Source organism: Actinomadura montaniterrae, from assembly GCF_008923365.1.
Lineage (GTDB): Bacteria > Actinomycetota > Actinomycetes > Streptosporangiales > Streptosporangiaceae > Spirillospora > Spirillospora montaniterrae.
Genome location: NZ_WBMR01000037.1, coordinates 39,341 through 59,586 on the forward strand (window position 1 = coordinate 39,341; position 20,246 = coordinate 59,586).

The window sequence follows — 20,246 nt, forward strand, 5'->3', positions numbered from 1 at the left end:
GGCGGTCTCGGCTGCCACGGCGGTCTCGGCTGCCCGGCGGTCTGGGCTGGTCGGCGGTCTCCGCTAGCCGGCCGTCTCCTCCAGCAGCGAGACGAGGGCGGCGGGGGACGGGAGCCCGGTCATCTCGCCGGCGATCCGGGCCGCCGCCTGCCGGTGGCCGGGATCCTCCAGCAGCCTGGTGAGGGCCTTGCCGATCGCCTCCGGGTCGCGGCGGGCGCCGGGGTCGCCGATCGCGAGCCCCAGGCCGCGGTCCTCGACCAGCTCGGCGGTGGCGCCCAGGAACGGCTCGTCCTGCGGCACCACCAGCTGCGGCAGCCCGTGGTGCAGCGCCGTCAGCGTCAGGCCGCCGCCGCCGTGATGCACCATGAGGTCGCAGGCCCCGGCCAGCAGGCCGACCGGGGTCCGGTCGATCACGTCCACCGCGGCGGGGACGTCGCCGAGGTCGCCGTGCCGTTCGGCCGGGAACGGCAGCACGGCCGTCGCGCCGGCGGCGGCCACGGCCTCGCCGACGGCGCGGACGACCGCGGCCCGGTCACCGTCCTGCCCGACGGCCTGGCTGCCCCACATGCCGAGGCAGATGCACACCCTCGGCGCGGTGCGGGGTTCGAGGGTCCAGGGCGGCAGGACTCCGGTGCCGTTGTAGGGGACGAACCGCACCGACCGGGCGGGCGCGGCGCCGGGGTCGCGCAGGCTCGGCGGGCACGGGTCGATGATCACGCCCGGATCGGGGAAGGCGTCCACGCCGTACTCGGCGCACAGCCCGGCGAGCGCGGTCTTGGCCCGTTCGTGCAGAACCGTGGTGACGGTGTCGGGCCCCCACCGGTGGACGGCCGTGGGGACGCCCAGCGCCTCTCCGACGATCAGCCCGCCGAACTCCACCGGGTCGGTCACCACCAGATCCGGGCGGACGTCGCGCGCCAGGGCCAGGAACCCGTCGAGGTAGCCGCGCAGCCGCTTCTCCCAGCGCCGCCCGGCCCGCTCCCAGTGGCCCTCACCGGGCGCGCCGGGTCCGGTCACCGCGGGCCGCGCGATCGCGCCCGGGCGGGCGAGCCGGGCGGTCTCGTTCTCCTCCGGGCCGATCGGGCGGGTGAGCAGGCCCGCCTCGCGCGCGGCGGCCACGACCTCGGGCATGCCGCAGACCAGGACGTCGTGGCCGGCGGCTCGCAGTCCCCAGGCCAGCGGGACCATCGGCATCAGGTGGCTCGGCACCAGCGCAGTGAGAAGGACTCGCATCGCGTTCTCTGCCTTTCATCTTTCGAAGGTGGTCAGCGGCGGATGGTCGGCGGCGGGCCGCCTGGAGCTCGTCACCGGCGGGTCGCCAGCTTCTCCAGGTCGTCGACCAGCTCGTCCATGGGCGGCGAGGCGAGGATCCGGCGGCTCATGGCGCGTGCCCGGTCGCGGTACGCCGGGTCGGACAGCAGGGTCCGGACGGCCGCGCCGATGGTGGCGGGCGTGGCGTCGGGACCGGGCACCGACAGGCCCACCCCGAGCTCCGCGCAGCGCGCCGCCGCGTGCGGCTGGTCGTCGTACATCGGTGTGACCAGCAGCGGGACGCCCGCCGTGAGCCCCTCCCGGATGCCGCTGAACCCGCCGTGGGTCACGAACACGTCGCACATCGGGAGCAGCCGCGGCTGCGGCAGCCAGGAATCGACGAGGCGTACGTGCGGCGGCACCGCGCCGAAGGCGTCCAGGTCCCGGTCGAGACCGACCGACACGATCGCCGAGCACTCGATGCCGCCCAGCGCCGCGACGACGGAGGTGAGCACCTCGTCGGACTGCCACGGCATCGACTGGGCGATCGTCCCGATCGAGGCGTACACGACCGGCCGCCCGGCGGGCAGCTCGGCGAGCCAGCCGGGGACCCGCTCGTCCTGCCGTTCGGGGGCGGTCTGCCGGTAGCAGCGCAGGGTCTCGGAGACCAGGTCGTCGCGGACGTACTCGCGCGGCAGCAGGCTCGCCAGCAGGTACCGGTAGCAGGTCAGCTCCGAGGGGTCGGGCGGCAGGCCGAGCTCGCCGCGCAACTGGTTCAGCGGGTCGCGCACGACGTCCGGCGGCAGCAGGTGCGTGGACCCGCCGGCGATCCCCGCGTGCGGGACGCCGAGGACTTCGGCCACCAGGTAGCCCGCCATGTCCTCGCCCTCGCGGACGACGAGGTCCGGCCGCCAGGACCCGGTGACCTCCAGCAGGTCGCGGGCCATGTCCAGGGCGGGGCGGCCCAGGACGCAGTCATGGGTCAGCACCCGTTCGTAGGCGGCCTGGTCGCGGGTGACCAGCGTGGGGGCCAGCGCCAGGACCGTGTCGCGGTTCTCGCCCCAGTCGTAGCCCGCCTCGAAGAAGCGCAGGCCGTAGCGGGCGGTCTCCGCGCGCATGCTCGCCGCGGAGGCGACGGCGACCTCGTGGCCCCGCCGGGCCGCGGCCTGGGCGGCGGGGACGACCAGCCGGAGATGGGAGACCGCGGCGTGCACGGTGAACAGAATCCGCATGGTCGGATCGTGCCGGGGCGGCCACGAGGCCCGCTCGAGCCGGAGCGGGCTGCACGGGGCTTCCAGCGCGGCTCGAGGACGGCCGCCCAGCATGGACGCACGCCGGGACACTACGGAGAAGGAGCTTCGGTGCGCTGGGAATCGGTCTACCTCGCGGGCCTCGGGACCTGGCTTCCCCGCCCGGTTCCGGTACGGGACGCCGTCGACGCCGGTGTGATCGGTCCGGAATGGATCGACGACTACGGCTACGAGTCGGTGCTGGTCGCCGAGGATGTCGCGCCCCCCGACATGGCGGTCGAGGCCGCGCAGACCGCGGTGAAGCGCTCGGGGGCCGCCCCGGAGGACTTCTCGCTGATCCTGCACGGCAGCACGTGGTTCCAGGGGCTCGACATCTGGCCCGCCGCCTCCTACATCGCGGGCCGCACGATCGGCGACAACGTGCCCGGTTTCGACGTGCAGCAGCGGTGCAGCGTCGGCGTGAGCGCGCTGGAGCTGGCCGCGGGCCAGCTGGCGATGGGCGTCCGGCCGGGGCACGCCGCCCTCGTCACCACCGCGGACCGGTTCGGTCCGGCCGGGGTGACCCGGTGGACGCTCCGGCCCGGCGTCGCCTACGCGGACGGGGCCACCGCGACGGTGCTGTCGACGCGCGGCGGGTTCGCCCGGCTGCTGTCGACCTCGACCATCGCCGACAACACCCTGGAGGGCCTCGCGCGCGGGTCGGAGCCGTTCACCGCCGTCTCGACGGCGGCCGGACGCACGATCCTGCTCGAGGAACGCGCCGAACAGTACCGGAAGGCGCACGACGAGTCGGAGATCTCGCTGCGGCAGGCGCGCGCGATGTTCAGGGTGAAGCTCGAGGCGCTGTCCCATGCCGGGGTGGAGATGGACGACATCTCCTACGTCATCATCCCGGGCACCGGCCGCGCGAAGGGCGAGTTCCAGCTCCACGACGTGCTCGGTGTCCCGGAGGAACGGACCACCTGGGCCTTCGCCAAACGCACAGGTCACGTCGGTACGGGCGACTACTGCGCGGCGCTGGAGCACCTGGTCGTGACCGGCGCCGTCGGCGAGGGCGACCGGGTGATGCTCTACGGCATCGGAGCCGGGTTCACCTGCTCGGCGGCCGTCGTCGAGCTGCTGGAAACACCGGGGTGGTAGGCGGATGAGAACAGTGGCCGACGACCTGACGCACGACCTGGTACACCACCTGCCGGCATCGGCGGTCGCGGAACGGCCGGACGCCCCGGCCGTCACCGACGCTCACGGCACCTGGACCTATGCCGAGTTCGACGCGCGCGCGGCCGCTTTCGCGACGTGGCTCGGCGAACGCGGCGTGGCCCGCGGCGACCGGGTGCTGTCCCGGATCGGGAACGTCCGCGAGTTCGTCGCGATGCTGTTCGGCACGCTCCGGCACGGCGCGGTGTTCGTGCCGATCGGCGCCGGAATGAAGGCCTACCACCTGAACGCGGTGCTCGACGACTGCGCGCCCGCGCTGGTCGTCGCGGCCGAGACCGACGGCGGCGTGCCGCCGGGCCCGCACGTCCACATGCTGGAGAAGTTCTGGCCGGAGGTCGAGGAGATCGCGCTCGGCGGGCCGGAGGAGCCGGAGCCGGCGCGCCCCGAGGTGTCGCCGGACGAGCTGGGCCTGCTCATCTACACGTCCGGCAGCACGGCCGCGCCGAAGGGCGTGATGAGTCCGCACCGGGCGATCACGTTCGCGGCGGCCGCGATCGCCGAACGGCTGCGCTACCGGTCGGACGACGTGGTCCTGACGGCGATCCCGCTGTCCTTCGACTACGGCCTCTACCAGGTCTTCCTCTCGGTGCAGGCGGGCGCGCACCTGGTCCTGTCCGGCCCGGACGAGCACGTACGGCTGCCCGCGCTGATGCGCGCACACGGCGCGACGGTCGTGCCGGTGGTGCCGTCCCTGGCCGAGATGCTGATCCGGCTTGTCGGGCGCGGATCCGCCGAGCCGCCCGCGGTGCGGCTGTTCACCAACACCGGCGCGGCGCTCACGCCGCCGCTCGCGGCGCGCCTGCGCGCGGCGTTCCCGACCGCGAGCATCGCCCTGATGTACGGGACCACCGAGTGCAAGCGCACCACGATCATGGAACCGGACGGCGACCTGGACAGGCCGCACGCGCTCGGCCGCCCGCTGACCGGGACCCGGGTGACGATCCTCGGGGAGGACGGCCGGCCGGTGCCCGCCGGGGAGACCGGGGAGATCGTCGTCTCCGGCCCGCACGTGATGGACGGCTACTGGAACGCGCCCGAGCTCACGGCCGAGCGGTTCCGGCGCGACCCGGAGACGGGCGAGCGGCGGCTGCACAGCGGCGACTACGGCCGGCTGGACGCCGACGGCCACCTGTACTTCGAGGGCCGCCGCGACGACCTGTTCAAGCGCCGCGGCGTCCGCATGTCCTGCCAGGAGATCGAGGCGGCGGCGGTGGACGTGCCGGGCGTGGAGGCCGCCGCCGTGCTGCCGCCCGCGGACGGGCACGACCTGACCGTGTTCGCGGTGACCGACCTGCCCGCCGCGGACGTCCTGGCCGGACTGGCCGAGCGCCTCGAGGACGCCAAGGTCCCGGCGGACTGCCGCCCGGTGACCGGCCTGCCCCTGACCCCCAACGGCAAGACCGACAAGCGGCGGCTCACCGAGCTGCTCGGGTGAGCCGCGACCGGCACTGGCGAGAGACCCGGCGTTGACGAGAGCACCGCGTGACGAGAGGGAGACCATGACCGACAGGGAGACCCTGGCCGGCAGGCAGACGCCGGCCGGCAGGGAGACGCCGGCCGGCGACGCGCTCGACGAGCGGTTCGTCGAGTTGCTGCGCGGGGTGCTGCCCGCCGCCAAGCGGGCCGAGCCCATCACGCCCGACCTGGACCTCAAGGCCGCCGGGCTCGACTCGATGGCCACGATCGAGCTGCTGCTGCGCCTGGAGAACGCCTACCGGGTGACGCTGCCGGACTCGGCGCTGAACGGGCGCACCTTTGCCACGCCGGCCGCCGTGTGGTCGGCGGTGGAGGAACAGCGCGAGGCCTGACCCGGAAAGCCGGACCAGGCCGAGAAGGCCAAGGCCGAGAGCGCCAAGGCCGAGAAGGCCGAGGCCGAGAAGGCCGAGGCCGAAGGGGCCCGGCCGCCGTTCAGGCGGACCGGGCCCCTTCGACGTCGAGCGCGGCGGTGAAGACCTCCACCGCGCGCTCCAGCGGCCCCTCGATATCGGGGTCGAGGGTGATCCCGCCGTCCCTGCCGACGGTGACCAGCCGCTGGTGTACGAACACGCCGCGGACGATGTGGTCGGCGCCCATGGCGACCAGCACGGGCCGCAGCGCGTAGTCGAGGACCAGGACGTGCGCCATCGAGCCGCCGGTCGCCAGCGGCAGGATCGGCTTGCCCTGCAGCGCGTGGCGCGGCAGCACGTCCAGGAGGCTCTTCAGCAGGCCCGAGTAGGCGCCCTGGTAGATGGGCGTGGCGATGACCAGGCCCGCCGCGCGTTCCACCGCGGCGACGACCGAGCCGATCACCGGGTGGGCCGCGTCGCCCGCCAGCAGCGCGGCGGGCGGCAGCTCGCGGGCCGCGGTCGTGCGGGTGTGGAAGCCCTGCCCGGCGACGCGCCCGGTCACGTATCCGGCGACGGAGGCCGTGAGGGACGTGCGCGACGGGCTGCCGACGATCGTGAGGACCTCCGGCGCCGCCGCGTGCCCGCTCTGGAGGGCCGGGGCGGCCACGTCCGTCCGTCTCATCGGGAGACCCTGTCCCGGACCTCCGCCAGGCGCTCCAGCCCGTCCAGCACCCGCCGCGGCTCGTCCACGAAGTCCACCAGGCAGGCCAGCTCGTCCGCGCCGGACTCCATGAGCCGCCGCGCCGTGGCGGCGCACGTCCCGACCGAGCCGATGAGGGAGTTGCCGTCGAGGTAGCGGTTGACACCGAGCTCGGCCAGCCGCGCGCGGGCGTCCTCCGCCGACATGAAGTCGCGGCCCTCGCGCCCGCCGCTCATCCCGCCGCCCGCGCTCACCGCGGCCGACTCCAGGTCGATGGCGGTGAGCAGGTAGCGCTTCAGCGCCGGGACCGCGACGGCACGGGCCGCCTCGTCGGTCCCGGCGACGTAGGTGTGCATCATGACGGTGACCTTGCCGCGGTCGTGGCCGGCGGCGCGGCGCGCCTCCCGGTACATGCCGATCTTCTCGCGCAGCGCCTTGGGGTCCTGGTTCTCCAGGTGCGTGAGGACGTTGGTGCCGAGCGCGCCCGCCTGCCGGAACGTCTCCGGGCTGCGGGACGCGGTGATCCACAGCTCCGGCTCCGCGCTGACCGGCCGGGGGAAGACGCGCAGCTCGACCTGCTCGCCGCGCGGGTTCTCGCCCTTCCACTCGCCGGTCCGCCAGGCCTCCCGGATCGCGCCGATGTCGTCGATCATCCGCTGCCGGCGGGTCTCGAACGCGCCGGGGGCGAGCACGAAGTCGTTGACGTTCCAGCCGGAGCCGACCGACATCGCCGCGCGCCCGCCCGACATGGCGTCCACCATCGCGAAGTCCTCGACCACGCGGATGACCGGGTGCATCGGCGTGATGACGCTGCCGGCCCGGATCTGGACCCGCTCGGTCACCGCGGCGATGGCCGCCGAGGTCACCGCCGGGTTGGGGAAGGCGCCGCCGAAGCGGTGGAAGTGGCGTTCGGGCGTGGAGACGAACCCGAAGCCGAGCCGGTCGGCGCCGCGTGCGCAGTCGAGCATGAGCCGGTACGTCTCGGCCGCCGACGCGCCGACGGCGGCGAAGAAGAAGACGCCGAACCCGAGGCCGGGCCCGGCCGCCTGCCCCTCTGGCTGCTCCATGAGATCCGCTCCTCACTCGCCCGCGCGACACACGGCGCGGCACGGTCGTCCGCCTCGTCCCGGCCAGTGTCGAGGGCCGGGTTCGAACGCCGCTAGAGGAGGCGGCCAGCCCGGTCGTCACCCGTCTGACCTGCATCGATTCCGGCCGCGACCGGTGGCCGGCCGTTCCCGGCGGCCCATGTGACAAGTGTCATCAGCGATCGGGGATGAAGTGATCTGGTCCAGAGATTGGGCAGAACCAAGACTTGGATAGCAATCCAATCGGGGTAGAGCGGCGTTGCTGGAAGGGACGGGCACCATGGCCGGTACGGCGGACGCACCCCTGACAGTGATCATCGTGGACGACTATCCGCTGTTCAGGGACGCGATCCGCGCCGCCATGGACGCCGAGCCCGACATGCGGGTCGTCGCCGCGGTCGCCGACGCGGACGCGGCCGTCGCCGAGGCGGCCCGCCATCGGCCCGACGTCGTCCTGCTCGACGCCCAGATCCCCGGCGAGGACACCGCGGCGACGCTCGGCCGGCTCCGCGACGCGTCCCCGGACACCCGGGTGGTCGTCATCAGCCCGCACGACGATCCGCGGCTCACCCGGCAGCTGCTGCTCCTCGGCGTGTGCGGCTACCTGCTGCTCAGCTCCGGGCTGGAGGAGCTGCTGTCGGCCGTGCGCACGGCGCGGACCGGCAGCGGCCGGATCACCCTGTCGATCTCCCGGACGAGCCTGCGCCGGATGCACGCCGCGCCCGAGGTCAGGCTCTCCGAGCGGGAGCGCGGCGTGCTCGTCCTGGCGGCCCAGGCCATGCGCAACGCGCAGATCGGTGAACGGCTGCACATCTCCGAGGAGACCGTGAAGCGGCATTTGCGAAACGTTTTCGTTAAATTGGACGCCGAATCCAGGATGGACGCCGTGAACAAGGCCATCGAGGCCGGGCTGATTCAGGGCGGCGGGGTGGTAGTCCGGGCGGGCTAGGGGTACCCCCTATGTTTCCTAAGGAATAGTCGGCTTACTCGTTGGCTGCAAGTGCCTGGCGTGCGGGTAAATGTCATGGCTAGTCTGATTTCGACTTCGGTCGGCGAAAGTGCTCCTACGACCGGAAAGGAAGAGGACGGCCAATGAGGTTTGGCGTACTCGGAACTCTCGAAATCGTCGACGGCGACGAGGTCTACATGCCGAGTGCCCCCAAGGTGTGCCAGGTGCTGAGCCTGCTGCTCATGAGGGCCAATCGGATCGTGGGCACCGACGCGGTCATCGAGGAACTGTGGGATCAGGCCCCGGTTCGCAGCGCGGTCACCACCGCGCAGACCTACATCTACCAACTGCGGAAGACGCTCATTTCCTACGAGGTGCCCGGCTCCGGTGAGCCGAAGCTCCTCACCCGCCCCCCGGGGTACGTCCTGCGCGTCAAGGACGACGAGCTCGACGCCCAGATCTTCGGCAGGCTCACCTCGCAGGGGCGGCGGCTGCTGGAGGAGGGGCGTCCCGAAGAGGCGCGCAACCGCTTGGGCGAGGCGCTCGCCCTGTGGCGCGGTCCCGCGCTCGCCAACGTCGCACGCGGCCCGCTTCTGGAGGGCCACGTCGCGCGGCTGGAAGAGCTGCGCGTCGAGGCGCTGGAGATGCGCGTCCGCGCCGACCTGGAACTGGGCCGGCACCGCGAGCTCATCCCCGAGCTGCGCACCATCGTGGCCTCCCACCCGCTGCACGAGTGGTTCCACGGCCGGCTCATCGAGGCGCTCCACCGTTCGGGCCGCCGCGGCGAGGCGCTGCGGGCCTACGAGGACACCCGCCGCATCCTGGACGAGCAACTGGGCCTGGAGCCGTCATCGGAGCTCCAGGACCTCCAGCTCCAGGTGCTGACCACGGAACGGCCGCGCTCCACCGGCACCTTCGCCGGGGTGGGCTGAGCCCGCCCGGGCCGGACCGCCCGCACCCCGCATCGTGATCCCGCGACCGTCCTGGACGGCCGCGGGATCACGGTTTCGGCGGGTGTGCGCCGTGCCCGCGGGTCACCAGGTCGTGGGCAGGGCGGCCACCAGGCTCCTCGCCTGCACGTTGAGGTAGTTGCCGTGCCGCAGCAGCCCCATGGCCTGGTCGACGGTGATCCAGACGAAGTCCTCGGGGACGTCCTCCGGGGCGAACCCGGCGGGCGTCTCCACGATCAGGTAGCGGTTCTGCGCCCGGTAGAACCGGCCGCCCTCCTCGGACTGGATCGAGTCGTGCCTGATCCGCTCGGCCGGCGCGGCCAGCACCTCGGCGAGATAGGGCGGCGCCGGGCGCCCCCGGTAGTTGCCCGGGATGCACTGGACGGTCGGCGCCAGCTCGGCGCCCGCCAGCGATCCCGCCTCCGTCCTCGCCTGCATGAGGATGTGCAGCACCCCGTCGATCGGCCGGACCAGGAACGCCGCCACCCCGGTCGCGTGCGGGTCCAGCAGCGGCTGCGACCAGCTGGCCACCTCGCGGTTGGTCGCCGTCACCTCCGCGCCGACGATCCGGAAGTACCGGCCGTCCTCGTGGGTGATCTCCTCGTCGGACCGGCGCCAGTGCTCGACCTCGTCCAGCGGGATCGTGCGCTGGACGAGCCGCTGGCGGATCCGCGCCTCGGTGAGGAGGCTGAGCACCTCGTCGTCGGTGTGCCGGCCGGGGGCGCCCGCCATCGACCGGCACAGCGCCGCCCGGTAGCCGTCCCCGTCCGCGCCCCGGTCCGCGCCCTCGCCCGCCGCGTCGGACGGGGGCGCGGCGAACGGGACGCAGGACAGGACCGTGCGCGAGTCCATGTTGACCACGTTGTCGGCGGTCAGCAGGCGCCGGATCTGGCCGAACGTGAGCCAGCGGAAGTCCTCGTGCCCGGGGACGTCCTCCTCGGTCTCCACGACGATGTTGCGGTTCCGCTTGTGCAGGAACCACGAGCCCTGCTCGGACTGGAGCGTGTCGACCAGCACCCGGCCCGCCCGCGGAGCGCGGAAGAACTCCACATAGCGGGTGGGCCGCCCGCCGTGTACCCCGGTGTAGTTGCTGTGGGTCGCCTGCACGGTGGGGGACAGCTGGATCGTGTTCACGTTGCCGGGCTCCATCTTCGCCTGCATGAGGCAGTGCAGGACCCCGTCGAACTCCTTCACCAGGATCCCGAGGATCCCGATCTCCGGCTGGTTGATGATGGGCTGCGCCCACCGCCGCTCGTCCACCTGCACCCGCAGGCCCTCGATGGAGAAGAACCGGCCGCTCTCGTGGGACAGGTCGCCGCGTTCGGGATCGATCCGCCAGCCGGCCAGCCCGGAGATCGGGCCGATGGAGACCTCGAAGCGGTTGGCCTCGGTGCGCTCGGCCAGCCACGCGGCCAGCTCGTCGTTGGGCGTCACGCGACTGTCCTCGGTGAGCGCCGAGAGCGTGAAGCGCCGCGAATCGTCCTCGTTCGCGCCGGGCGGGATCCGCGCGCCGGGCGGTATCCCGGGAGCGGGCCGGTCGATCGTGGTGGTCATGTCGTCGGTCATGGGGGGCTCCGAATCACTCGTTCCTCAGGGGCTTCCACCAGGCCGGGTTGCTCCGGTACCACTCGACGGTCCGGGCCAGGCCGGTGGCGAAGTCCATGGCGGGCGCGTAGCCGAGCTCGCGGCGGATCTTGGAGTCGTCGATCGCGTACCGCAGGTCATGGCCCTTGCGGTCCTCGACGTGCTCCACCCGGTCCCAGCCGGCGTCGCAGAGCTCCAGCAGCAGCTCGGTCATCTCCCGGTTGCTGAGCGCCGTCCCGCCGCCGACGTTGTAGACCTGCCCCGCGCGTCCCCGGGTCAGCACGAGCTGCAGGGCGCGGCAGTGGTCGTCGACGTGGATCCACTCCCGCACGTTCGTGCCGTCCCCGTAGAGCGGGACCGTGGCGCCGCTCAGCAGGTTGGTGACGAAGCGCGGGATGAGCTTCTCGACGTGCTGGTAGGGGCCGTAGTTGTTGGAGCAGCGCGTGACGCGGACGTCCAGCCCGTGGGTGCGCCAGTAGGACCGCGCCACCAGGTCGCTGCTCGCCTTGGAGGACGCGTACGGCGAGTTCGGCTCCAGCGGCCATTCCTCGGTCCACTGCCCCGTCTCGATCGAGCCGTACACCTCGTCGGTGGACACGTGCACGACCGTCTCGACCCCGGTGTGCAGGGCGGCGTCGAGCACGCTCTGGGTGCCGAGGACGTTCGTGCGCATGAAGTCGGCCGCGCCCACCAGGGACCGGTCGACGTGCGACTCGGCCGCGAAATGCACGACGGCGTCATGGCCGCGCATCGTCTCGCGCAGGAGGGCCTGGTCGCAGATGTCGCCGCGGACGAGCCGCATCCGGGCGTCGTCGCAAGGCAGGTTGGCGGTTCTGCCGGAGTAGGTGAGGAGGTCCACCACCGTGATCTCGGCGTCCTCGAAGCCGGCGTAGCCGCCCGCCAGCATCGTCCGCACGTAGTGGGATCCGATGAACCCGGCCCCGCCGGTCACGAGCACCCTCGTGCGGGGCCCGCTCATGCCGAGCCCTCCACCCGGGAGTGGTCGCCGACCAGCAGCCGCCGGTCCGTTCCGCCGAACCGGTCGATGTAGGTCTCCTCGGCCTCCGCGCGGACCCGCGCCCAGCGGCCGACGAGCGAGCCCCGCAGGCCCTGCACGCCCTGGACGGACGCGCCCTCGAGGATGATCGAGTCGCCCAGCGAGGAGTCGGCGAGCTCGCAGTCCGGGCCGACGGCGGTGTAGGGGCCGATCCGGCAGCCGCTGATCCTGCTGCCGCGGCCGATCACGGCCGGGCCCGCGACGCGCGAGCCGGTCACGACCGCGCCCGGCTCGATGACCACGGTGCCGGTGAGCACGCTGCTCTCGTCCACCTCGCCGCGGACGCCGGCCTCCAGGCGGTCGAGCATGACGCGGTTGCACTCCAGCAGGTCGTCGATGGTGCCGGTGTCCTTCCAGTAGCCGTCGTAGCGGTGGCCGACGACGGCGCCGCCCCGCTCGACCAGGTGCTGGATCGCGTCGGTGATCTCCAGCTCGCCGCGCGCGCTCGGCACGATCGCCCGGGTGGCGGCGTGGATCTTCGAGGTGAAGAAGTAGACGCCCATCACCGCCAGGTCGCTGCGCGGACGCTCCGGCTTCTCCACCAGCGCGCTCACCCGGTCGCCGTCGGCCAGCTCGGCCACCCCGAACGCCTGCGGGTCGGGGACCTTGGTGACCAGGATCAGGGCGTCCGGGCGCTCCTCGCGGAACCGGTCGGCGGCCGCCTCGATCCCGTCGGGCAGGACGTTGTCGCCGAGGTACATGACGAAGTCCTCGTCGCCGAGGAAGTCCTCGGCGATGGTCACGCAGTGGGCGAGACCGAGCGGCGCCTCCTGGGGGATGTAGGTGATCCGCACGCCGTGCTCGGCGCCGTCGCCGAGGGCGGCCTCGATCTCCGCGCGGGTGTCGCCGACGATGATCCCGATCTCGTCGATCCCGAGCCGCCGGAGGTTGCGCAGCACGTGCACCAGGACCGGCGTGTTGGCCACCGGTATCAGCTGCTTCGGAAGGGAGTGCGTGAAGGGACGGAGCCGTGAGCCCGTCCCTCCGGACAACACAAGCGCTCTCATCTGTCCTCTTTCATCTGTCCGCTGTCGCGACCGCACGAGCGGATGGGAAGGGGAGCACCTGATGGTCGGGCGCCGTGATGGAGGACGGTTCGAAGCCGATTGGTCCCCCGCGCCGCACCCGTCCCGGAGCGACGCCGGGGACCTTGAGCCGGACCGGACGGGGTCTCGAGCCGGCCGCGTGACGATCTGCGGACATCAGCGACCCCGGCGAACGGAGATCTCGGCATGCGTGCGGTCGTGCTCGGCGCGGGCGGTTTCGTCGGGCGTCATCTCTGCGGCGTCCTGGCCGCTCACGGCGCGCTACCGGTGGCGGTGGTGCGGAACGCGCCCGGTTGCCCGGTGGAGGGCGCCGTGCGGACGAGGGTGCTCGACGCGACGGCGGCTCCGCGCCCGCTGGCCGACCTGCTGCGGCAGGAGGCCCCGGACGTCATCGTCAACGCGGCCGGCGCGGTGTGGGGTGCGGGCGAGGCCCAGATGCTCGAGTCGAACGTCGTGCTGGTCGAGCAGTTGCTCGCCGCGCTGCGCGGCCTCGACCGCCGCCCGCGGCTGATCCAGCTCGGCACCGTCCACGAGTACGGCGCGGCGCCCGCGGGCGGCGTCCTCACCGAGGACACGCCCGCCGCACCCGTCAATCCGTACGGCCGTACCAAGCTCTGCGCCACCGAGGCGGTGCTGGCCGCCGTGCGCGAGGGCGCGGCGGACGCCGTCGTCCTGCGGGTCGCGAACGTCGTCGGACCCGGAGGCCCTCCGGGGAGCCTGCTCGGAATGGTCGGCGGCCGGCTCGCCGAGGCGCACGCCGAGGACCGGCGCGCCCGCGTGCGGCTGGCCTCGCTCGGCGGCCATCGCGACGTCGTCGACGTGCGCGATCTGGGGCACGCCGTCCTGGCGGCGGTCGCGGCCCGTCCCGTGCCGCCGCTGGTGAACATCGGAGGCGGCCGTGCCGTCGCGATCGACGGCCTGGTGCGGCGGCTCATCGAGATCAGCGGCGTACCGACGGACCTCGTCGTCGAGGACCGGCAACGCGCGGACCGGGACCGCCTGGACCGTGCGGCGGGGACGATCTCGCCCGGTTCGGGCGCGCGCCGGCAGCAACTGGACATCTCCCTGGCCGCCGAGGCGCTCGGCTGGCGGCCGGTGTACTCGCCCGAGGAGTCGCTGCACGGACTCTGGGCGTCCCTGGCAGACCCGACCAAGGCGGCGATATGACCCGCGAGAAGGCAGTGCTCAGAGTCGGCGTGATCGGGTGCGCGGACATCGCCCGGCGCCGCGCGATCCCCGCCCTGCGGGCGGACCCGCGCGTACGGTTGGTGGCGGTCGCGTCGCGGAGCGAGGCGAAGGCGCGGGAGTTCGCGGCCGAGTTCGGCTGCGCGGCGGTCACCGGATACGCGGACCTCCTCGCGCGGCCCGACATCGACGCCGTCTACGTCCCGCTCCCCAGCGGCCTGCACGACGAATGGGCCGGGAAGGCGCTGCGGGCGGGCAAGCACGTGCTCGCCGAGAAGCCCCTGACGACCGGGGCCGCGGCGACCGAACGGCTGGTCGCGACGGCCCGCGACCGCGGGCTGGCGCTGATGGAGAACTTCATGTTCGTCCACCACGCGCAACACCGGGAGGTGCTGGGGCTGGTGGCGGACGGGGCGATCGGGGAGGTGCGGGCGCTGCACGCCGCGTTCACCATCCCGCGCCGTCCCGACGGAGACATCCGCTACCAGGCGGACCTCGGCGGGGGAGCGCTGCTGGACGTCGCCGGATATCCGATCCGGGCCGCCCGGCTGCTGCTGCGAGGGCCGCTGTCGGTGACCGGCGCGGTGCTGCGGCACGACCCGGCGCTCGGCGTGGACATGGGCGGCGCCGCGCTGCTGCGGTCGGCGGACGGTGTCACCGCGCATCTCACCTTCGGCCTGGAGAACGCCTACCGCTGCTTCTACGAACTGTGGGGCACCGAGGGAACGCTGCGGCTCGACCGGGCCTTCACCCCGCCCGCCGACCACAAGCCGCTGATCCGCATCGAACGCGCGGACGGGGTCCAGGAGATCACCCTGGCGCCGGACGACCAGTTCGCCGGCTCCGTCCGCCGCTTCGCCGATCTGGCGCTGTCGGGCGAGGGCCGTGCCCGGTGGGCGCAGGACGCGCTCCGGCAGGCGGAACTGGTGGAGGAGATACGGCGGTCCGCGACGGTCGTGACCGGCGGGAGGCGGGGAGCCTGATGAGGATCATCGGAAGCGGCTTCCTGGCCCGGCATCTCGCGCCGCTCGCCGGCTCCCACAAGGGCGTCACGGTGATCGCCGCGGGGGTGTCGGCGGCCGGGGACACCCCGCAGCGCGCCTTCGACCGGGAGGCGGCGCTGCTGTTCGACGTCATCCACGCGTGCGAGCCGGGGGAACGGCTGGTGTTCTTCTCCACGGCCTCGACCGGGATGTACTCGGTCCCGGGCGACGAACCGGGAACCGAGGACGGCCCGGTCTTCCCCGCCACCGCCTACGGCAGGCACAAGTTCGCGCTGGAGGCGGTGCTCGCGGCCTCGGGCGTCGACTACCTGATCCTGCGGCTCGGGCACGTGGTCGGCCCGCACCAGCCGCCGCACCAGCTCCTGCCCGCGCTGGCCAGGCAGGTCCAGGCGGGGGACGTGCGGATCTACCGCAACGCCAGCCGCGACCTCATCGACATCAGGGACGTCGTGACCATCGTCGACGCGCTGCTCGCCGGCGCCCCCGAACGGCTGGTCGTGAACGTCGCGTCCGGCGTCCCGGTGCCGGTCGAGAGCATCGTCGGCCGGGTCGAGACCCTGCTCGGGACGCCGGCGCGGCACACCTACGTGGACGCGCCCGCCTCCGCCCAGCCGGTGTCCACCCGCCGGCTGCGCCGCCTGGTCCCGGCCGTGACCGGGATGGGCTTCGGCCCCGGCTACTACGAGGGGCTCCTCGACCGGTACCTGCCGTACTACGCGACGGGCGACCTGAAGCTGGAGGGGGCGCCGGGCTGAGCAGCGGTCACAGCGCCGGGCTGAGCGGTCGCTGCGCGGGGCAGGGGCCGTCGCGGCGCGGGGCACGGGCCCACGAAAGAAGGCCGGGCGGTGATCGCCGCCCGGCCCTTCGCGTCCCGGATCAGGAGGCCGGGAACACCGAGTCGGACATGACCTCGAAGACGGCGGGCTTCACCACGGCCACCGCGGCGGTCTTCTGGATGTCCTCGGCGAACTCCGGCTTCTGGAAGGAGGCCTGGAGGGCGCCCATGTCGCGCCACCAGCCGAGGTTGAGGTACCCGCCCACCTGCGACTTGGACTGCAGGAACTCCTGGGCGACGAAGCCCTCCTGCGCGCGCATGAAGTCGGCCTTCGCCGCGAAGCCGCGCTGGAAGTCCTCGGCGGACGCGGGGTCGTTGAGAGCGAAGTCGGTGCAGGCGACGATCCCGGCCTCCGCCGGGTCGGCGCCGGGCGCGACGTACGCGCTCAGCGTCGCAGCCTTCGCCGCGGTGAGGTCGCCGAGCAGCATCAGCTCGCCGGTGACCTCGACGAAGAAGCTGAGCTCGCCGATCACCGAACGGTGCGCGTCGGCGTCGCGCCACCAGGTCAGCAGCGCGTACTCGCCGGGCTGCCCGGCACCGCGCAGCAGCAGCGTCCGCCGCAGGCCAGCCGCGCCCGCGACCGCCGTCCGGAACCGGTCCATGGCCTTCTCGAACCGCTCGGTCTCGGCTCGGTAGGCCTCCTTCAGGGAGAACCTGGCAATCGCGATTATCGGCTCGTCCATCGGTGCGACCTTTCGCTGGCTTGGTTGGGCAGCCGAATCGTCACAAGAGCGCTTGGAATGCGGCTCGAACCGGAATCCAGCGAGGCGGGCGGGCCCGTCGCCCCGGCCGGTTCGCCGGGTAGTGCATCTGTCAGGTCGAGGTCCTTATTTTCTGCTCTGTTGAGCGTCGAGCGACGGTTTATATCGTCTCCGCATGACCAAGTCTGCTGTTTCCGAGGCCGTCGCCACCGACGCCGAGACACCGGCGGTGAGCTGCGACGATCTGGTGAAGTCGTTCGGTCGGGTCGAGGCGGTGCGCGGCGTGCGGTTCGCGGTGCGGCCGGGTGAGACCGTGGCCGTGCTCGGCCCGAACGGGGCGGGCAAGTCCACCACCGTCCACATGATGCTCGGCCTGTTCCCGCCGGACGCGGGCTCGATCGAGTTGTTCGGCATGCCGCCGGAGAAGGCCGTGCGAGCCGGCCGGGTCGGCGCCATGCTGCAGGAGGGCCAGCTCGTGCCGCGGGTGACCGTCGGCGAGCTGGTGGGTTTCGTCGCGGGCACGTACGGCTCCCAGGCCCCCGCCGTCTCGCACACGCTCGAGCTCGCGCAGATCGCGGACCTGGCGGGCCGCCGGGTGGACAAGCTCTCCGGCGGCCAGATGCAGCGCGTGCGGTTCGCGCTCGCGCTGGCGGGCGGCGCGCGGCTGGTCGTGCTGGACGAGCCGACGGCGGCGCTGGACGTCGAGTCGCGGCGCCAGCTCTGGAAGGCCATGCGCGACTACGCCGAGAAGGGCAACACGGTGGTCTTCACCACCCACTACCTCGAAGAGGCCGACGACAACGCCGACCGCATCATCGTCATCGCCAAGGGCAAGGTGATCGCGGACGGCCCGGCGGAGGAGATCAAGAAGGCCGCGGGCGGCCGCACGGTCGCGTTCCGCCACGAGGACCAGGACCTGGACCGGCTGGCCGGGCTGCCCGGCGTGAACGAGGTGCGGGTCCTGCACGGCAGGGTCGTGCTGACCACCACCGACTCCGACGCGACCGTCGCGGCGCTCGCCGGCGCGGGCGTCCCGATGCGCGACCTGGAGGTCGCGGGCGCCGACCTGGAGGACGCCTTCGTGGCCCTCACCTCGGCGAGCGCCGAAGGGGGCGCGGGCCGATGACGGCCTACCTGCGGCTGGAGCTGCGCCGCCTCGCGCGCGACGGCGGCTACCTGATGGCGAGCCTGGTGGTGCCGGTCGTCATCTACCTCTTCCTCGGCCACGGCTCCCACGGCGACCTGGTGCAGAACCTCGTCGGAACGGCCGGGTTCGGCGCGCTCGGCGTCGTGGTGACCAACGGCACCAGCATCGCCGAGGACCGTTCGCGCGGCTGGCTGCGGCTGCTGCGGCTGACGCCGCTCAGCCCGCTGGACGTCGTCGTCGCGCGGGGGCTGTGCGCGATGGTCCTCGCGGTGCTCCCGATCGCTCTCATCAGCCTGCTCGGCGCGTTCTACAAGCACGTCCCGCTGGGCGCCGGAGAGTGGGTCGCCGTCCTGCTCGCCCTGTGGTTCGGCATCGCACCGCTCGCCCTGCTCGGCCTCAGCGTGGGCTACCTGTGCGAGGCCCGTATGGCGCAGGTCGTGGGCACGCTGGTGTACGTGGGCCTCAGCCTGCTCGGCGGGCTGTTCCTGGGGCTGGACTCCTTCCCCGGATGGTTGCAGGCCCTCGCCAAGTTCAACCCGGTCTACGGATACGGCGAGTTCACCCGGAGGGTCGGCGAGGGCGGTGCCCCGCCCGCGCTCGCCACGTTCGTCCTGCTCGCCTGGACCGCCGCCTTCGCCGCCCTCGCGGCCTTCGCCTACCGCCGCAGCGGCCGCTACAGCTGACCGCGGCGGCGCCCCGGGCGCCCCGGGCGGTGCGGGCCGCCCCGGGCCGGCTCGGGACCGGGTCGGCTCGGACGAGCCTCCAACCGTCCAAGACCGCGCGTTGAGCGGTGACCGTCACGCTCTCTCGGCAAGGGTTTCCGTCCCATCGAGATGAGGTGACGTCATGCGTGTCCTCGTTGTGGCGCACGGCCCGGCCCACGTTCCCTGGATCATCCCGCTGAGCTGGGCGTGCCGGCTCGCCGGGCACGAGGTCCGGGTCGCGGCGCGGCCGGAGTGCGTCGGGCTGGTCACCCGGTCCGGCCTGCCCGCGGTGTCCATCGGCGACGACGACGCCAGCCGCACCGCCTCGGCGGTGCCGGTGCGGCCCGCCCTGGCGCGCCGCCGGGCGCCGGTGCCGCCGACCCGCGACGGCCGCCCGGCCGGGCTGACCCCCGAGATCCAGGCCGCGCTGACGGCCAAGATGATCGGCATCGCCGACCTGGTCGCCGACGACCTGGTCGCGTTCGCCCGTTCCTGGAAGCCCGACCTGGTGCTGCACGACACCGCGGCGGCCGCCGGCCTGGTCGCCGCGGCCGTGACCGGGGCCCCGGCGGTCGGCAACTCCTGGGGGCTCGCCGCCGGGGTGGCGGTGCAGAAGCCGGAGGACGTCACCCCCGAGTACGCCCGGCTGTTCGAGCGGTTCGGCGTGGAACCGCTCGTCGGCCCGGCGACCTGGATCGACGCCTGCCCGCCGCGGCTGCGCCCCGACCACCCGGTGCGCCGCGTCGACATGCGCTTCGTGCCGTACGGCGGCCCGGGGATCGTCCACGACTGGGTGGGCGCCCCGCGCACCCGCCCCCGGGTCTGCGTGACCGGCGGCGTGACCACCGCCTCGCTGGAGGGCTTCCTCGGCCGGACGATCCACGCCGTCCAGGAGCTCGGCGCGGAGGTCGTGGTGGCCGGGCACGGCGGCGAGGGGTTGCCGGACGGCGTGCGCGCCGTCGAGTCGTTCCCGCTGGACGTGCTGCTGCCCACCTGCGACACCGTCGTGCACCACGGCGGGTTCGGGACCGGGATGATCGCGCTCGACGCCGGGATCCCGCAGGTCGTGGTCCCGCGGAACAGCGCGCAGGAGCACTGGGGCGACCTGGTCGAGTCCGCGGGCGCCGGGATCAGCCTGAACGACCCGGAGCTGCCCGGCGTCTCCGCCATCGGCACGGCCGTCTCCGCCGTGCTCGGCGCCGGCTACGTCTCGCGCGCCCGCCTGGTGCAGGCCGAGATCGCCGGGATGCCCGATCCGGCCGACGTGGTCGGCTTCCTCGAAGAGCACGCCGGTGCGCGGGCCTAGCCGGGCGGACGGGCCGGGACGGAGAGATCAGATGGCTGCCACGCGCTACACGCGGGGTCAGACGATGCACGAGCTGTTCCAGTGGTGCGCGCGCCGCCGGCCCGACGCGACCGCCATCGTCCACGGCGACCGGCACGTCACCTACGCCGAGCTCGACGCCGCGTCCGACGACCACGCCGCGGTGCTGGAGGCGGCGGGGGTCGGCCCGGGCCGGTTCGTCGCCGTGCTGATGAACCGTTCGCCACAGATGATCGCCGTGCTGCTCGCGGTCCTGAAGCGGGGCGCCGCCTACGCGGCCCTCGACGGCCGGTGGCCGCCGAGCAGGCTGGCCCGGCTGGTCGCGCGCCTGGAGGCGCCGCTCGTCGTGACCGACACCGCGACCGAGGCCGCGGTGGACGGGCTCGCCGCCGCGGTGGTCGCCGGCCTGCCGGCGCCGGTCTGGCACCTG

At 73.4% G+C, this 20,246-nt stretch carries 20 protein-coding genes; 12 read left to right on the forward strand and 8 right to left on the reverse strand.

All coding sequences use genetic code 11. The features are described from left to right. Window positions 1–63 precede the first annotated feature (63 nt). Window positions 64–1,233, reverse strand: coding sequence for a nucleotide disphospho-sugar-binding domain-containing protein (locus tag F9B16_RS15755; RefSeq protein ID WP_151540816.1), 1,170 nt, complete (start codon window positions 1,231–1,233; stop codon window positions 64–66). A gap of 71 nt (window positions 1,234–1,304) precedes the next feature. After that, on the reverse strand, window positions 1,305–2,483 hold the full coding sequence (locus F9B16_RS15760; protein ID WP_151540817.1) for a glycosyltransferase: 1,179 nt from the start codon (window positions 2,481–2,483) through the stop codon (window positions 1,305–1,307). A gap of 129 nt (window positions 2,484–2,612) precedes the next feature. On the opposite strand from F9B16_RS15760, the gene F9B16_RS15765 reads away from it, so the two are divergent. The 3 genes from F9B16_RS15765 (at window position 2,613) to F9B16_RS15775 (ending at window position 5,527) form a co-directional block, all read left to right on the forward strand. Further along, complete coding sequence (locus F9B16_RS15765; RefSeq protein WP_151540818.1) at window positions 2,613–3,641, forward strand: ketoacyl-ACP synthase III family protein; 1,029 nt, start codon at window positions 2,613–2,615, stop codon at window positions 3,639–3,641. A 4-nt stretch (window positions 3,642–3,645) separates the two neighbouring features. Then, entirely contained in the window at window positions 3,646–5,154 is a 1,509-nt protein-coding gene (locus F9B16_RS15770) for a class I adenylate-forming enzyme family protein (protein ID WP_151540819.1), read from the forward strand. 64 nt (window positions 5,155–5,218) lie between these two features. Beyond that, entirely contained in the window at window positions 5,219–5,527 is a 309-nt protein-coding gene (locus F9B16_RS15775) for a phosphopantetheine-binding protein (RefSeq protein WP_151540820.1), read from the forward strand. Window positions 5,528–5,627: 100 nt separating this feature from the next. Here F9B16_RS15775 and ssuE read toward each other — a convergent pair whose 3' ends face one another. Both ssuE and F9B16_RS15785 read right to left on the reverse strand, forming a co-directional pair. Beyond that, a complete protein-coding gene (gene ssuE / locus F9B16_RS15780) occupies window positions 5,628–6,227 on the reverse strand; it encodes an NADPH-dependent FMN reductase (RefSeq protein ID WP_151540821.1) in 600 nt (199 codons plus the stop codon). Next, window positions 6,224–7,312 (reverse strand): MupA/Atu3671 family FMN-dependent luciferase-like monooxygenase, encoded by a 1,089-nt coding sequence (locus tag F9B16_RS15785; RefSeq protein WP_151540822.1) that lies wholly within the window; start codon window positions 7,310–7,312, stop codon window positions 6,224–6,226. The genes ssuE and F9B16_RS15785 overlap by 4 nt, the downstream gene beginning before the upstream one ends. 337 nt (window positions 7,313–7,649) lie before the next feature. On the opposite strand from F9B16_RS15785, the gene F9B16_RS15790 reads away from it, so the two are divergent. Together F9B16_RS15790 and F9B16_RS15795 are read left to right on the forward strand one after the other, a co-directional pair. Continuing rightward, on the forward strand, window positions 7,650–8,279 hold the full coding sequence (locus F9B16_RS15790; RefSeq protein WP_264159710.1) for a response regulator: 630 nt from the start codon (window positions 7,650–7,652) through the stop codon (window positions 8,277–8,279). 143 nt (window positions 8,280–8,422) lie between these two features. Further along, the gene (locus tag F9B16_RS15795) at window positions 8,423–9,211 is read left to right on the forward strand and encodes an AfsR/SARP family transcriptional regulator (protein ID WP_151540824.1); all 789 of its coding nucleotides are present in this window, start codon (window positions 8,423–8,425) and stop codon (window positions 9,209–9,211) included. 102 nt (window positions 9,212–9,313) lie between these two features. On the opposite strand, the gene F9B16_RS15800 is transcribed toward F9B16_RS15795, so the two are convergent. From F9B16_RS15800 to F9B16_RS15810, 3 genes are read right to left on the reverse strand one after another with little or no spacing between them, the layout of a single operon-like run. Then, window positions 9,314–10,795: an NDP-hexose 2,3-dehydratase family protein gene (locus tag F9B16_RS15800; RefSeq protein ID WP_225991662.1), complete on the reverse strand. Its 1,482-nt coding sequence runs from the start codon at window positions 10,793–10,795 to the stop codon at window positions 9,314–9,316. Between the two features lie 13 nt (window positions 10,796–10,808). Next, the gene (gene rfbB, locus F9B16_RS15805; RefSeq protein WP_151540825.1) at window positions 10,809–11,792 is read right to left on the reverse strand and encodes a dTDP-glucose 4,6-dehydratase; all 984 of its coding nucleotides are present in this window, start codon (window positions 11,790–11,792) and stop codon (window positions 10,809–10,811) included. Continuing rightward, complete coding sequence (locus F9B16_RS15810; RefSeq protein ID WP_151540826.1) at window positions 11,789–12,877, reverse strand: glucose-1-phosphate thymidylyltransferase; 1,089 nt, start codon at window positions 12,875–12,877, stop codon at window positions 11,789–11,791. Before F9B16_RS15810 ends, rfbB begins: the two co-directional genes overlap by 4 nt. Before the next feature lie 225 nt (window positions 12,878–13,102). Here F9B16_RS15810 and F9B16_RS15815 point away from each other — a divergent pair, with 225 nt between their 5' ends. The 3 genes from F9B16_RS15815 to F9B16_RS15825 are packed head-to-tail and all read left to right on the forward strand — an operon-like array spanning window position 13,103 to window position 15,860. Next, entirely contained in the window at window positions 13,103–14,083 is a 981-nt protein-coding gene (locus tag F9B16_RS15815) for an NAD-dependent epimerase/dehydratase family protein (protein ID WP_151540827.1), read from the forward strand. After that, window positions 14,080–15,084: a Gfo/Idh/MocA family protein gene (locus F9B16_RS15820; protein ID WP_151540828.1), complete on the forward strand. Its 1,005-nt coding sequence runs from the start codon at window positions 14,080–14,082 to the stop codon at window positions 15,082–15,084. The genes F9B16_RS15815 and F9B16_RS15820 overlap by 4 nt, the downstream gene beginning before the upstream one ends. After that, window positions 15,084–15,860: an NAD-dependent epimerase/dehydratase family protein gene (locus F9B16_RS15825; RefSeq protein WP_151540829.1), complete on the forward strand. Its 777-nt coding sequence runs from the start codon at window positions 15,084–15,086 to the stop codon at window positions 15,858–15,860. Before F9B16_RS15820 ends, F9B16_RS15825 begins: the two co-directional genes overlap by 1 nt. 121 nt (window positions 15,861–15,981) lie before the next feature. Here the strand turns inward: F9B16_RS15825 and F9B16_RS15830 are convergent, their stop codons facing one another. Further along, window positions 15,982–16,623: an antibiotic biosynthesis monooxygenase family protein gene (locus tag F9B16_RS15830; protein WP_151540830.1), complete on the reverse strand. Its 642-nt coding sequence runs from the start codon at window positions 16,621–16,623 to the stop codon at window positions 15,982–15,984. Between the two features lie 193 nt (window positions 16,624–16,816). Between F9B16_RS15830 and F9B16_RS15835 the strand changes: the two genes are divergently transcribed. The 4 genes from F9B16_RS15835 to F9B16_RS15850 all read left to right on the forward strand — a co-directional run. Continuing rightward, a complete protein-coding gene (locus F9B16_RS15835; protein WP_151540831.1) occupies window positions 16,817–17,767 on the forward strand; it encodes an ABC transporter ATP-binding protein in 951 nt (316 codons plus the stop codon). Beyond that, window positions 17,764–18,471, forward strand: coding sequence for an ABC transporter permease (locus F9B16_RS15840; protein ID WP_151540832.1), 708 nt, complete (start codon window positions 17,764–17,766; stop codon window positions 18,469–18,471). Before F9B16_RS15835 ends, F9B16_RS15840 begins: the two co-directional genes overlap by 4 nt. A 163-nt stretch (window positions 18,472–18,634) precedes the next feature. Next, window positions 18,635–19,798 (forward strand): nucleotide disphospho-sugar-binding domain-containing protein, encoded by a 1,164-nt coding sequence (locus tag F9B16_RS15845; protein ID WP_151540833.1) that lies wholly within the window; start codon window positions 18,635–18,637, stop codon window positions 19,796–19,798. Window positions 19,799–19,829: 31 nt separating this feature from the next. Beyond that, the coding region (locus F9B16_RS15850; RefSeq protein ID WP_151540834.1) for an AMP-binding protein at window positions 19,830–20,246 on the forward strand (417 nt) is incomplete at its 3' end.

Bases quoted from the DNA above. Each gene is read 5' to 3' on its own strand.
- rfbB (WP_151540825.1), bottom strand. From the start codon at position 11,792: ATGAGCGGGCCCCGCACGAGGGTGCTCGTGACCGGCGGGGCCGGGTTC.
- F9B16_RS15825 (WP_151540829.1), top strand. From the start codon at position 15,084: ATGAGGATCATCGGAAGCGGCTTCCTGGCCCGGCATCTCGCGCCGCTC.
- F9B16_RS15795 (WP_151540824.1), top strand. From the start codon at position 8,423: ATGAGGTTTGGCGTACTCGGAACTCTCGAAATCGTCGACGGCGACGAG.
- F9B16_RS15785 (WP_151540822.1), bottom strand. From the start codon at position 7,312: ATGGAGCAGCCAGAGGGGCAGGCGGCCGGGCCCGGCCTCGGGTTCGGC.
- F9B16_RS15835 (WP_151540831.1), top strand. From the start codon at position 16,817: ATGACCAAGTCTGCTGTTTCCGAGGCCGTCGCCACCGACGCCGAGACA.
- F9B16_RS15755 (WP_151540816.1), bottom strand. From the start codon at position 1,233: ATGCGAGTCCTTCTCACTGCGCTGGTGCCGAGCCACCTGATGCCGATG.
- F9B16_RS15820 (WP_151540828.1), top strand. From the start codon at position 14,080: ATGACCCGCGAGAAGGCAGTGCTCAGAGTCGGCGTGATCGGGTGCGCG.
- F9B16_RS15775 (WP_151540820.1), top strand. From the start codon at position 5,219: ATGACCGACAGGGAGACCCTGGCCGGCAGGCAGACGCCGGCCGGCAGG.
- F9B16_RS15800 (WP_225991662.1), bottom strand. From the start codon at position 10,795: ATGACCGACGACATGACCACCACGATCGACCGGCCCGCTCCCGGGATA.
- F9B16_RS15810 (WP_151540826.1), bottom strand. From the start codon at position 12,877: ATGAGAGCGCTTGTGTTGTCCGGAGGGACGGGCTCACGGCTCCGTCCC.
- F9B16_RS15815 (WP_151540827.1), top strand. From the start codon at position 13,103: ATGCGTGCGGTCGTGCTCGGCGCGGGCGGTTTCGTCGGGCGTCATCTC.
- F9B16_RS15830 (WP_151540830.1), bottom strand. From the start codon at position 16,623: ATGGACGAGCCGATAATCGCGATTGCCAGGTTCTCCCTGAAGGAGGCC.
- ssuE (WP_151540821.1), bottom strand. From the start codon at position 6,227: ATGAGACGGACGGACGTGGCCGCCCCGGCCCTCCAGAGCGGGCACGCG.
- F9B16_RS15760 (WP_151540817.1), bottom strand. From the start codon at position 2,483: ATGCGGATTCTGTTCACCGTGCACGCCGCGGTCTCCCATCTCCGGCTG.
- F9B16_RS15840 (WP_151540832.1), top strand. From the start codon at position 17,764: ATGACGGCCTACCTGCGGCTGGAGCTGCGCCGCCTCGCGCGCGACGGC.
- F9B16_RS15845 (WP_151540833.1), top strand. From the start codon at position 18,635: ATGCGTGTCCTCGTTGTGGCGCACGGCCCGGCCCACGTTCCCTGGATC.
- F9B16_RS15770 (WP_151540819.1), top strand. From the start codon at position 3,646: ATGAGAACAGTGGCCGACGACCTGACGCACGACCTGGTACACCACCTG.